Annotated in this window: 7 protein-coding genes; all 7 read right to left on the reverse strand. The window is 73.2% G+C overall.

What is annotated here, in order from left to right; translation table 11 throughout:
* Positions 1–1,070 (reverse strand): ROK family transcriptional regulator (locus CS2_RS00465; RefSeq protein ID WP_070318429.1); only part of this gene is annotated, 1,070 nt, incomplete at its 3' end.
* Between the two features lie 48 nt (positions 1,071–1,118).
* Positions 1,119–2,357 carry a multiple monosaccharide ABC transporter permease gene (gene mmsB / locus CS2_RS00470; RefSeq protein WP_070318430.1) on the reverse strand — a complete coding sequence of 413 codons (1,239 nt, stop codon included), beginning with the start codon at positions 2,355–2,357 and terminating at the stop codon, positions 1,119–1,121.
* Entirely contained in the window at positions 2,354–3,901 is a 1,548-nt protein-coding gene (mmsA, locus tag CS2_RS00475) for a multiple monosaccharide ABC transporter ATP-binding protein (RefSeq protein WP_046528889.1), read from the reverse strand. Before mmsA ends, mmsB begins: the two co-directional genes overlap by 4 nt.
* A gap of 68 nt (positions 3,902–3,969) precedes the next feature.
* Positions 3,970–5,109, reverse strand: a complete 1,140-nt coding sequence (gene chvE, locus CS2_RS00480) for a multiple monosaccharide ABC transporter substrate-binding protein (protein ID WP_082131406.1) — start codon at positions 5,107–5,109, stop codon at positions 3,970–3,972.
* Positions 5,110–5,389: 280 nt separating this feature from the next.
* Positions 5,390–11,290, reverse strand: coding sequence for a pullulanase-type alpha-1,6-glucosidase (gene pulA, locus CS2_RS00485; RefSeq protein WP_070318431.1), 5,901 nt, complete (start codon positions 11,288–11,290; stop codon positions 5,390–5,392).
* A 148-nt stretch (positions 11,291–11,438) separates the two neighbouring features.
* On the reverse strand, positions 11,439–11,711 hold the full coding sequence (locus CS2_RS00490) for a DUF167 domain-containing protein (protein WP_070318432.1): 273 nt from the start codon (positions 11,709–11,711) through the stop codon (positions 11,439–11,441).
* 14 nt (positions 11,712–11,725) lie between these two features.
* Positions 11,726–12,718 (reverse strand): malate dehydrogenase, encoded by a 993-nt coding sequence (locus CS2_RS00495; RefSeq protein WP_070318433.1) that lies wholly within the window; start codon positions 12,716–12,718, stop codon positions 11,726–11,728.
* Positions 12,719–12,808: the final 90 nt, after the last annotated feature.

A 12,808-nucleotide genomic window follows, 5' to 3' on the forward strand; every position in this document is an offset into this window, starting at 1 on the left:
ACCTGGTTGAGCAGCACGCGCCGCTGCACGGCCTCCCGCAGCGGGCCCAGCAGCACGTCGCCCGTCTCCGCCAGCTCGCCCCCGACCACCACGCACTGCGGGTTCATGCTCGTGCCCAGCCCCGCCAGCACCGCCCCGATCACGGCACCCGCGTCCGCCACGACGCGCGACGACCCCGGCTCGCCGGCGCGGGCCCGCGCGACGACGTCGCGCAGCGCGAGCGACCCGTGCGACGCCCGCAGCGGCTCGACCAGCGCGGTCGCGCCCACGACGGTGTCGAGGCAGCCGCGCGCGCCGCACCGGCAGATGTGGCCGGTCGGGTCGACCTGCACGTGCCCGATCTCCCCCGCGGTGCCCGCGAACCCGCGGTGCACCTGCCCACCCAGCACGATGCCCGCACCGACGCCGTACGACGCACGCACGTACACCGCGTCGCGGTAGCCCCGGGCCGCCCCCAGCGTGGACTCCGCGAGCGCCCCGAGGTTCGCGTCGTTGTCGACCAGCACGGGGCGACCCAGGCGCTCGGTGAGCACCTGCGCGAGGTGCTCACCCTCCCACCCGCGCAGCAGCCCCGGCACCGAGACCATGCCCGTGCCGACGTCGACGGGCGCCGGCACGCCCAGGCCGACGGCGACCACGTCCTCGAGGTCCGAGCCGATGCGCTCGAGCAGGTCCATGACGAGCAGCGCGCCGCGGTCGAGCGTCGTGTCCGAGGGGTGCTCGAACGGCAGCGGCAGCGTCTGCTCGGCCACGACCTCGTGCGCGAAGTCCCCCAGCACGACCCGCAGGTGCCGGTGGCCCACCTGGATGCCGACCGCGAGCCCGACGCGCCGCGCGAGCGTGACGAGCTGCGCGCGCCGCCCGCTGCGCGTCGTGACGGCGGTGTCGACGATGCCCGCGGCCAGCAGCTCGCGGACGATCGTCGACACCGTCGCCTGCGACAGCCCGGTGGCGGCGGCGAGCTCGACCTGCGTGAGCCCGCCGTACCGCTGCACGGTGCCGACGACGAGCGCCTTGTTGGCCTCGCGCAGCGCGGTCTGCGAGCCCGCCGCACCCGCTCGCCTGCTCACGAGGGCAACCTACCGGCGCCCACGCCCGTCACGGACGCACGTCCGGTTCTACTGCGTGCCCGCGCGCCGCTTGTTGAGCAGGTCGAACGCGACCGCGAGCAGCAGCACGAAGCCCTTGATGGCCATCTGCCACGCGGGGTCCACGGAGAGGATCGACAGGCCCATGTTGAGCACGCCCATGATGAGCGCGCCGACGATCGCACCCGACACGCGCCCGATGCCACCGGTCACCGCCGCACCGCCGATGAAGCACGCGGCGATGGCGTCGAGCTCGAAGTTCTGCCCGGCCGCCGCGATGGCCGCACCGGCACGGGCGGTCGTGACGATCGCCGCGACACCCGCGAGCAGGCCCATGTTGACGAAGATCCAGAAGTCCACGCGCCGCGTGCTGACGCCCGAGAGCGCGGCCGCCGCCCGGTTGCCGCCGATCGCGTAGATGTGCCGGCCGAAGACCGTGCGCCCCATGAGGAACGAGTACGCGACGACGAGCACGCCGACGATGACGAGCACGATGGGCGTGCCGCCGGCCGAGAACGACAGGATCACCGTGAGGATCCCGATGCCGACCGCGATCGCGGCGATCTTCGCGAGGAACAGGCCGAACGCCTCGACGTGCAGGTCGTGCTTGCGCAGCGAGCGGCGCGCACGCACCTGGGTGAGCACGATCGCGGCGACCGCGAGCGCACCGATGACGAGCGTGACGACGTCCATGTTGGCGACGAACCCGAGCACGTTGGGCAGCGAGCCCTTCGAGATCCGGATGAACGCGGGCGGCAGGCCCGCGAGCGTCTCGCCGACGATCACGAGCGCGAGGCCCCGGAACACGAGCATGCCCGCGAGCGTGACGATGAACGCGGGGATCCCGACGTACGCGACCCAGAACCCCTGCCACGCGCCGACCAGCGCGCCGACCGCGAGGCCCACGAGCACGGCGGCGATCCACGGCAGGCCGATCGGGTCGCGCATGGTCACGGCCACCACGCCGCCGACGAACGCCACGACCGACCCGACCGACAGGTCGATGTGCCCGGCCACGATGACCATGACCATGCCGATCGCGAGGATCATGACGTACGCGTTCTGCTGGAACAGCGCCGCGACGTTGTTGGCGAGCAGCAGCTTGCCGTCGGTGAGCACCTGGAACAGCAGGACGATGACGACGAGCGCGCCGAAGATCCCGTACTGGCGCGCGTTGCCGCCCAGGCCCTGCAGCCGCTGCCCGAGCGACACGCGGGGCGCACCCGGCGGCGTCGGGGACGGAACGTTGACGTCGGTCGTGGTGCTCATCGGGCGATCCCGTCCTTGTCCATCGTCATGAAGTGCATGAGGTGCTCCTGGGTCGCGTCGGCGCGGGCCACCTCGCCCGTGACGCGACCCTGGCTGAGCGCGTAGATGCGGTCGCAGACGCCGAGGAGCTCGGGCAGCTCGGAGGAGATGACGAGCACGCCCTTGCCCGCGTCCGCGAGGCTGTTGATGATCGTGTAGATCTCGTACTTCGCGCCGACGTCGATGCCGCGCGTCGGCTCGTCGAGGATCAGCACGTCCGGGTCGGCGTAGAGCCACTTGGCGAGCACGACCTTCTGCTGGTTGCCGCCCGAGAGCTTGCCGACGACGGAGGCGACGGTCGGCGTCTTGATGTTGAGCTCCTTGCGGTAGCGCTCGGCGACGGTCGACTCGGCCTCGCGGTCGACGACGCCGCGGCGTGCGAGCTTGCCCAGCGCGGCGGCCGACACGTTGTGCTGCACGGTGTCGATGAGGTTGAGCCCGAACCGCTTGCGGTCCTCGGTCGCGTAGGCGATGCCGTGCGCGATGGCCTGCTGCACGGTCGCCAGGGTGATCTCGTGTCCGTCCTTGTAGACGCGTCCCGAGATCCGGGTGCCGTACGAGCGCCCGAACACGCTCATCGCGAGCTCGGTGCGCCCCGCGCCCATGAGCCCCGCGAGCCCGACGATCTCGCCCCGTCGCACGGTGAGGCTGGCCCGGTCGACGACCTTGCGGGCCTGGTCGACGGGGTGGTGCACGGTCCAGTCCTCGATCCGCAGGACCTCCTCGCCGATGCTCGGCGTGTGGTCGGGGAAGCGGTGGTCGAGCGGCCGGCCGACCATGCCGCGGATGATGCGCTCCTCGGTGACGGCGTCGGTGCCGTGCATGTCGAGCGACTCGATGGTGCGCCCGTCGCGGACGATCGTGGTGGTGTCGGCGATGGCCTCGATCTCGTTGAGCTTGTGGCTGATGATGATCGAGGTGATGCCCTCGTCGCGCAGGCCGCGGATGAGGCCGAGCAGGTGCGCCGAGTCCTCGTCGTTGAGCGCCGCGGTGGGCTCGTCGAGGATGAGCAGGCGCACCTCCTTCGACAGCGCCTTCGCGATCTCGACGAGCTGCTGCTTGCCGACGCCGATGTCGCTGACGCGCGTGTCGGGACGCTCGGCCAGCCCGACGCGCGCGAGGAGCCTGGCCGCCTCGGCGTTCGTGCGGTTCCAGTCCACGACGCCGCGCTCGGCGCGCTCGTTGCCGAGGAAGATGTTCTCGGCGATCGACAGGAACGGCGACAGCGCGAGCTCCTGGTGGATGATGACGACGCCCTGGCGCTCGGAGTCGCGGATGCCGCGGAACTCCTGCACCTCGCCGTCGAGGACGATCTCGCCCTCGTACGTGCCGTGCGGGTAGATGCCCGACAGCACCTTCATGAGCGTCGACTTGCCCGCGCCGTTCTCGCCGCAGATCGCGTGGATCTCGCCGCGGCGGACGGACAGGGTGACGTCCGCGAGCGCCTTCACGCCGGGGAACGTCTTGGTGATGCCGCGCATCTCGAGGATGTGCTCGGTGTCCATGGGTCCTCGCTGGGTCGTCCGGGCGGTGCCGGCCGCGCGACCGGACGGGTCGCGCGGCCGGCGGTGGTTCACAGGCCGAGGTCGGCGGCCGTGTAGAAGCCCGAGTCGACGAGCACCTGGACGTTGTCCGGCGTGATGACCTGCGGCGGCAGGAGGTAGGTCGGGACGACCTTCTCGCCGTTGTCGTAGGTCTTCTCGTCGTTGACCTCGACGGTCTCGCCCTTGACGATCTGGTCGACCATCTTCGCGACCTGGTCGCCGAGGGCGCGGGTGTCCTTCCACACCGACATCGACTGCTTGCCGGCGATCATGTTGAGGACGTTGGCCTTGTCGGCGTCCTGGCCCGTGAGGACCGGGTAGTCCGGACCGGGCGCGTAGCCGGCGCCCTCGAGCGCCTGCGCGATGCCCAGCGCGAGCGAGTCGTTGGGCGACAGGACGACGTTCACCTTGGTGCCGCCCGAGTAGAACGAGTTGAGGCGGTTCTCCATCTCGGACTGCGCGGTGTCCGAGCTCCAGCCCTGGACCCCGATCGAGGCCCAGTCGTCGTCGGACGCGGGCGCCTTGCCCGACGGCACGACGAGCTGGCCCTTGTCGACGTACGGCTTGAGGACGTCCCACGCACCCGCGAAGAAGAACTTCGCGTTGTTGTCGTCGGGCGACCCGGCGAAGGGCTCGAGGTTGAACGGCCCCGCACCCGTGTCGAGCTTGAGCGCGTCGACGATGAACTCGCCCTGCATCTTGCCGACGCCGTAGTTGTCGAACGTCGCGTAGTAGTCGACGTTCGGGGTGTCGTTGATGAGGCGGTCGTAGGCGATGACCTTGATGCCCTGGTCGGCCGCCTGCTGCAGCGTCGGCGCGAGCGCCGTGCCGTCGATGGACGCGATGACGAGGATGTCCGCGCCCTGGTTGATCATGTTCTCGATCTGGGTGATCTGCTGGTCGACCTTGTTGTCGGCGTACTGCAGGCTCGTCTCGTAGCCGGCGTCCTTGAGGAGCTCCTCGAGGTGGGCGCCGTCGCGGTTCCAGCGCTCGAGGCTCTTGGTGGGCATCGCGATGCCGACCGTCGTGTCCTCGGTGCTGCCCGACGCGCCGTCGGTCGCCCCGCCGCCGGAGCCCGTGTCGCGCTCGGAGCTGCACGCGGCCAGGGACCCTGCGAGCAGGCCCGCGGCGAGCACCGCGACCGCCGTCTTCTTCCATGCCAGTGACATCGTCGTCGCTCCCTCGTGTGCGCCGCTGCTGCGGCCGGGACGTCCGTCGTCCGGGCCACCCGGGGTCGGCGTCGCTGCCGAGGAGCCGGGTGCGGCTTCGCGTTGCATTCAAGACCTGAAGGCTTGGGGCAGGCAAGAGCCGTGACCAATCCGTGTCCTGACGTCACCCGCGCGCTGCACGCCGCATCGAGTCTGTTCGAAACGGGCATGACCCCCGACGACGACGCCCCGTGCCTTCGACCGTCGAAGGCACGGGGCGTCGCGCTGACGCACGCGCAGGTCAGCGGCACACCCCGGGGAACCACCGCCCCAGCAGTCCGCACACCAGGTCCCGCCACGGGTCGGGGCGCGGCGTCGCCGCCCGCTGCTCGACGAGCACCGCGACCGTCCGGGCCGGCACCGTGACCGTCCCCGTGCCGCGGTCGTACGCGGTCGTCCGCACCACCGGGTCGGCGCCCGCGGCCTGCACGGGCGACAGCACGTACCGCCTCCCGGCGAGCGCGTCGACCCGCTGCGTCGTCGGCTCGTCCGACGCGTTGACGACCACGAGCAGGCCGTCGAGCCGCGCGTCGACGTCGGTGCGCCAGCGGCGCGTCGCCGCGTCCCAGCCCGGCCGGTCGTCGACGTGCATGACCACGACGCCCGGGGTGGCGTCGGGGCCCGCGCCCGGGAACGTCACCTTGCGCTCGATCAGGTCGGGGTCGCCGAGCCGGAACAGCCGCGTGGACGCGCGCAGCTCGAGCAGCTCGGCCGACGCCGCGCGCGCCGCCGCGACGTCGGCGGGGGTCGGCACGAGCGCGGGGTCGGCCAGCAGCGGCCGCTGGAACGGCCACTTCGCCTCGTTGTCCGCCGCCGGCGGCAGCCCGCGCCCGAACCCGTTGGTGCGCCCGGACCAGTCGAGCACGTTGAACCAGTCCCCCGAGTCGTACGAGTTCCTGTCGAGCGACTTGCTGCGCAGCAGGTCCGCGCCGGCGTGCCAGAACGACGGGGTCTGCGCGAGCGTCGTCGTCGCGAGCGAGACCGTGTTCATGCGGACGCGGTCGGCCATCGGGGTGTCCTGCGGGAGCTTGAGGTAGAGGTTGTCGAACAGGGTCTCGTTGTCGTGCGCGTCGACGTACGTGACGACCTCCTCCGGGGAGTCGGCGTACCCGGCCGGCTGCCCGTTGTAGTCGACCTGGTCGCCGCGCCTGACGGTGCCGTCGCTCGTCAGCAGCTCGAACGACCGCAGGTTGCCGGCCATGCCCAGGCGCACGAGGTCCGCCTGGTGCCGCACGCGCGCGAGCTGCTCGGCCTCGGTGCCGTTCACGGGCGCCCCGTTGGGGTCGGTGAACGCGCCGGAGCCGAAGCCCTGCACGCGCGGGTCCTCGTCGAACGGCCCGCCGCCGCGCACGGCGTCGCGCAGCCGGTCCGAGAAGGTGCCGATGCCCGTGCCGCCCAGCTGACCCTGCGTGGCCTGCTCGAAGAGCCGGTCGTCGGCCACCTCGCCGAAGTTCCAGCCCTCGCCGTACAGGTAGACCTTGCGCCCGTCGACGCCGTCGGTGCGCGGGCGCAGCCGGTCGAGCGCGTCGCGCACGGCCTCCATGGTCTGCCGCGAGTGGTGGCCCATGAGGTCGAACCGGAAGCCGTCGACCTTGTAGTCCCGCGCCCAGGTGACGACCGAGTCGACCATCATCTTCTCGGCCATCGCGTGCTCGGTCGCGACGTTCTGGCAGCACGTCGAGGTCTCGACCTTCCCGGTCGCGTCGAGCCGGTGGTAGTACCCCGGCACGACGCGGTCGAGCACGCTCTTCGGGTCCTGCCCGCTCGCCGCGGTGTGGTTGAACACCTGGTCGAGCACGACCTGCAGCCCGTCGGCGTGCAGCGCCCCGACCATGGTGCGGAACTCGGCGACCCGCGCGCCGCCCACCGCGTCGACCGCGTAGGAGCCCTCCGGCACGGTCCAGTGCCACGGGTCGTAGCCCCAGTTGAACGCGTCCTGCCCCGCGACGGCGGTCACGCACGCCTGCTGCTCGGGCGAGTCCGGCGGGAGCGCGGCGAGGTCGCACGCGGGCGCCGCCTGCGCCGACCGGTCCTCCTCGATCGACGCGATGTCGAACGTCGGCAGCAGGTGGACCGTGGTCAGCCCCGCGTCGGCGAGCGCGCGCAGGTGGTCGCGGCCGTCGCTGCGGGGCACCGCGAACGCTCCGTACGTGCCACGCAGCGCCGCCGGCACCGTGGTGTCCGAGACGGAGAAGTCCCGCACGTGCAGCTCGTAGATCGTCTGGTCGACGGGACGCACGACCGGCTGGGGCGTGCGCTCCCACTGGCGCGGCCGGTAGCGGGCGTCGTCGAGGTCGACGAGCACGCCGTGCGTCGAGTTCAGCGTGAGCGCGACGGCGTACGGGTCGGTCACGCGGTTCACCTCGACCTTCCCCGTGGTGGGCGCGTAGACCGTGACCTCCCAGAGGTACGCCGCGCCGGCCCAGGCCTTCGCGCCGGCGACGGTCCAGCTGCCGTCGGGTTGCCGCTGCGCGGCGGTCCGCACGGGCTCGCGGGACGTGTCGAGCGCACCGCGCCGGTCGGCGGGCCACACCAGCACGGCGACGTCCTGCGCGGTGGGGGCCCACAGCGCGAGGTGCGGCGCCCCCTTCACCCACGTCGTGCCGAACGTACGCTTGACTGCCTTCGCACTGTACAGGTCGTCGAGCACGCCCGGCACCTGCACGCCCGTGACCGCCTGCGCGACGTCGTCCGCGTCCGCCTGCCGCACCAGCAGCTCGCCGGTGAGCAGCCGCTCGACCGTGGCGCGGTCGGACGGCACGCGCAGCGCGACGTACCCGTCGAGGGCCGGGAACCGCTCGACCTGCGCCGCGGTGAGCCCACCGGCGACGACCTCGAGCGCGACCTCCTCACCGCCCGTCACGTGCCCGTCCACCACCTCGAGCGCCCCCTCGGGCGACCCGTGCAGCGTGAACCGCAGCGCCGACGCGTCGGTGCCGCTCGTGACCAGGCCCGCGGGCCACGCGAGCGTGCGGGCGTCGACCCAGTGCGCCTGCGCCTGCCCCGTACCGGGCAGCGGCGGGTCGGTGACCTGCACCGTCAGCACGTGCGTGGTGAGGTCGTAGACGAACGTCACGGGCCGGCCGCCGGGTGCCGCGAACGCGACGTTCGCGCCGTCGCGGACGCCGTCGGCGCCGTAGTTCTCGGCCCACGACAGGCCGTGCGCGACCTTGAGCTCGTACGTGCCCGCCGCCAGGTCGGGCAGCGTCAGCGTCGCGGTCCCGTCGCCGTCGCCGTCGACCAGGGCGGTCGCCAGGCACGCGGGGTCCCAGTCGGCCGCGCAGCCCGCCTCGCTCTGGTACGACCCCGGCAGCGTGAGCAGCGGACCCTGCGCCGAGGACGTCACCTGGTGCGTGGTCGCGTCGTACACGAACGTCACCTGCTGCGGCGCGTCGCCGGCCACGGTGTACGTGACGTTGGCGCCGCCGGGTGCGCCGCCCGCGCCGTAGTTCTCGTCCCACGTGCCGCCCACGGCGACCTTGTACTCGTACGACCCCGGCGGGACCGTGAACGTCCCGGAGTAGACGACCCCGTTGGTCGACGTGAGGCGCGCCACCTCGCAGCCCGGCTGCCAGTCCCCCGGGCACCCCATCGCGGCGTTGTGGCTGCCGGGCACCGTGACGAGCGTGCCGCCCGGCGCCGGCGGCGGCTCGACGCCGTCGACGGCCACGCCGACGCTCGCGTACGTCGACGCGGCGCTGCGGTGGCCGGTCACGTCCTGGCGCACCGCGCGGTACTCGACGAGCGTGCCGGGCTCCAGGTCGCGCACGTCGTGGAACACCCGGGGCGTCGTGGTCTCGGCGGTGCCGAGCGGCGTCCACGCGTCGTCGCCGACCACGCGGTAGGCGAAGGACGTCGTGGCGAACGCGTCGTCGTCGACGTCCGCGACCACGGGGGCCAGCCCCTCGAGCGCCGCGCCCGCGCCCGGCGCCGCCAGCGTGAGGCCGTCGTCGCCCGCCGCCACCGGGCCGTCGGCCCGCAGCACGACCGCGCCGAACGCGGGCACCGTCACGGCGACGGTCCCGGTGGCGTCGGCGGTGGTGGCGGCGCCCGGCACCGTGCCGGCGCCCGAGGTCGCGAGCAGAGGAGTGAACGTCGCACCCGGCGTCAGGCTGTCGACCGCGACGTCGGCCGGCGTCGCCGCGTTGTTGAGCGCGACGAGGTGCTCGACGCCGTCGTCGCCGACGCGCGAGAACGCGTACACCGACCCGGCGGCGTACCGCTCGACCTGCGCGCCGGAGGTCAGCGCGGGCGTCCGCGCGCGCAGCTCCGCGAGCGTCGCGATCTGCCGGTACAACGGCGTGTCCGTCGCGTACCGGTCGACCGAGCCGGCGGGCGTGCCGTCGAGCAGCGCCTGGTCCGCGTACTCGTCCACCTGGGTCGCGAACAGCGACTGCCGCGCGTCCTTGTCCTTGCCCCCGAGCGTCCCGTCGCCGACGAACCCCTGCTCGTCGCCGTAGTAGACGACCGGCTGCCCGCGCGTCAGGTACATGAGGGCGTGCGCGAGACCCGAGCGCGCCTGCGCGTCGCCCGCGTCCTTCACGGCGTACCCGATGCGACCCATGTCGTGGTTGCCGAGGAAGGTGGGCAGCGCCTGCGCGCTGCTCGTCGGCGTCGTGTACAGGTCGTCGCCCGCGAACAGGCCCTGCAGGCCCGCCGCCGAGAAGCCTCTGGCGTAGCTCGCCGCCGCGGCCTGGAACGAGAAGTCGAGCACGGCGTCCATGTCGGTCTCGCGCACGTACGGCGCGGTGAGCGCCGGGTCCGCGTCGTACACCTCGCCGAACATGAAGAAGTCCGGGTTGCCGACCGCGGCCGCGTGCTGCGCGATCGCCGTGGTGAAGACGTCCCAGAACTCGCGGTTCACGTGCTTGACGGTGTCGATGCGGAACCCGTCGATCCCCAGGTCCACCCACGCCTCGTAGACGTCGACGAAGCCCTGCACGACGTCCGGGTGCTCGGTCATGAGGTCGTCGAGGCCGTCGAAGTCGCCGTACGTGACGGACTCCCCCGTCCACGTCGAGTTGCCGCGGTTGTGGTACAGCGTCGGGTCGTTGAGCCAGGCGGGCACCTTGGCCTGGGCGTCGGCCGGGTCGATCACCGGCGTGTACGGGAAGGACGTCGCAGGATCGAGCGCGGGGAAGTCGCCGGTGCCGGCGTACGTCGCGGGGTCGAACGGCTCGCCCGCGGCGTCGCGGTAGGGCCGGGTCGCCTGGTCGACGTACCCGTACCCGCCCTCGGCGTGGTCGATGACGTCGGCCGTGTGGTTGGTGATGATGTCGAAGTAGACCTTGATGCCGCGCGCGTGCGCGTCGGCGATCAGCGCCTCGAGCTCGGCGTTGGTGCCCAGGTGCGGGTCGATGCGCGTGAAGTCGGTGACCCAGTAGCCGTGGTACCCGGCCGACGCGTCGGCGCCCGCGCCCTGGACGGGCTTGTTGAGGAACGACGGCGTGAGCCAGATCGCCGTGGTGCCGAGCCCCTCGACGTAGTCGAGCCGCTCGCGCAGGCCCGCGAGGTCGCCGCCGTGGTAGAACCCCTTGTCGGTGGGGTCGAGGCCGGTGGTCAGCCGGTCGCCGTCGAGACCGCCGGTGTCGTTGCCGGGGTCGCCGTCGGCGAACCGGTCGGTGAGCACGAAGTAGAAGCTCTCCCCCGCACCCGGGTCGCGCACGGGGTCCGCCACGAGGTCGGCGTCGGCGTCCGTGTAGCCCCCCGCGAGGTCCGCGACGACGACGGACGTGCGGTGCGTCGCGTCGTCGTAGGTGAACGTGAGCCGCGCGGGCCCGGCGAGCACGAGCGGCGTGTTCGCGTCGCCGCCGTCGGCGCCGTACGCCGCGTCCCACGTGCCGTCGAGCGCGACCTTCCACTCGTGCGCGCCGCCCGGCACGTCGAACGTCGCCGAGAACCGGCCGGGGACGTCGGTCGGCGCGAGCGCGGTGCTCGCGCAGGCGGGGTCCCAGTCGGCGGCGCACCCGAGCTCGTCCTGCAGGCTGCCGACGAGCGTGACCGCGCCGGCCGCGGCGACGGCGGTCGGTGCGGGCAGCGCGACGACGGCGCCGGTCGCGGCCACGGCCCCGGCGGCGAGGAGGGCGAGCGCACGGCGTGCGGCGCGGGGGGCGAGGGGGCGTGGCAGGGCGGCGCCGACCATCGGGACTCCTTCGTCACGGCACGTCGTCGTGCCGTCGGTGGGGGGCTGTCCCGGTGACCGTAACCCGTTGCAACAACTTGCAGCAAGGGTTTCGGGCATGCCGCGCGATCCGGACGATCCGCCCGGCCCTGCGACCCGTCGGCCGCCCTCAGGCGTCGAGCAGCTCCAGCACCCGCGCCCCGGCGTCACCCCGCGTCGCGGTGTCGTCCACCTCGACGACCTTGTCCCGGCTGGTCGCGCCCGTCACCAGGGCGACGTGCCGACGCCGCACGCCCAGCGCGTCCGCGAGCGCCGCGAGCGCGGCCTCGGTCGCGGCGCCGTCCACCGCGCGCGCCTGCACCGCGACGACCAGCGCGTCGCCGTACCGACCACCGACGCGCGTGCGCGACGCCCCCGGACGCACCCGGATCGCGACGCGCACGCCCCTCCCGCCGGTCAGACCAGGCCGAGCGCGCGCACGGCCTCGCGCTCCTCCACCAGCTCGGCGACCGACGCGTCGATCCGCTCGCGCGAGAACGCGTCGAGCTCGAGCCCCGGCACGATCGTGTACGCGCCGCCCGCGGCGGTGACCGGGAACGACGAGATCAGCCCCTCGGGCACGCCGTACGAGCCGTCCGACACGACACCGGCGGACGTCCAGTCCCCCTCGGCGGTGCCGTGCACCCACGTGTGCACGTGGTCGATCGCCGCGTTCGCCGCCGACGCTGCCGAGGACGCGCCGCGCGCCTCGATGATCGCCGCGCCGCGCTTCGCGACCGTCGGGATGAACGTGTCCCGCACCCACACGTCGTCGCCGACGACCTCGAGCGCGGGCCGCCCGCCGATCGTCGCGTGCGTCAGGTCGGGGTACTGCGTCGCCGAGTGGTTCCCCCAGATCGCGACGCGCCGCATGTCGTCGACCGCCGCACCCGTGCGGTGCCGCAGCTGCGCGAGCGCACGGTTGTGGTCGAGCCGCGTCATCGCCGTGAACCGCTCGGCCGGCACGTCGGGCGCGTGCGCCGCCGCGATGTACGCGTTCGTGTTCGCGGGGTTGCCCACCACCAGGACCCGCACGTCGTCCGCCGCGCCCGCGTTGATCGCGGCGCCCTGCGGCCCGAAGATGCCACCGTTGGCGCTCAGCAGGTCACCGCGCTCCATGCCCTTGGTCCGCGGGCGCGCCCCCACGAGCAGCGCGACGTTCACGCCGTCGAACGCGGCCGTCGCGTCGTCCGTGACGTCGATGCCGTCGAGCAGCGGGAACGCGCAGTCGTCGAGCTCCATCGCGACCCCCTCGGCGGCCTTCACCGCGGGCGGGATCTCCAGCATCCGCAGCCGCACCGGCGTGCCCGGGCCGAGCAGCTGCCCCGACGCGATCCGGAAGGCGAGGGCGTACCCGATCTGACCGGCGGCCCCGGTGACGGTGACGACGGCGGGCGTGGAGACGGACACGGGCGGGCTCCTTCGGTCGACCGGTGGTGGCGCGCCGACACGCGTCCACGCGCCACCACCGAACCTATCGCGCACGGGGGCGACCCGTGC

It is taken from the genome of Cellulomonas iranensis NBRC 101100 = JCM 18110, assembly GCF_001552375.1.
GTDB lineage: Bacteria > Actinomycetota > Actinomycetes > Actinomycetales > Cellulomonadaceae > Cellulomonas > Cellulomonas iranensis.

Excerpts from the sequence above, each read along its gene's own strand:
- mmsB (WP_070318430.1), bottom strand. The coding sequence starts at position 2,357 with ATGAGCACCACGACCGACGTCAACGTTCCGTCCCCGACGCCGCCGGGT.
- mmsA (WP_046528889.1), bottom strand. The coding sequence starts at position 3,901 with ATGGACACCGAGCACATCCTCGAGATGCGCGGCATCACCAAGACGTTC.
- chvE (WP_082131406.1), bottom strand. The coding sequence starts at position 5,109 with ATGTCACTGGCATGGAAGAAGACGGCGGTCGCGGTGCTCGCCGCGGGC.
- pulA (WP_070318431.1), bottom strand. The coding sequence starts at position 11,290 with ATGGTCGGCGCCGCCCTGCCACGCCCCCTCGCCCCCCGCGCCGCACGC.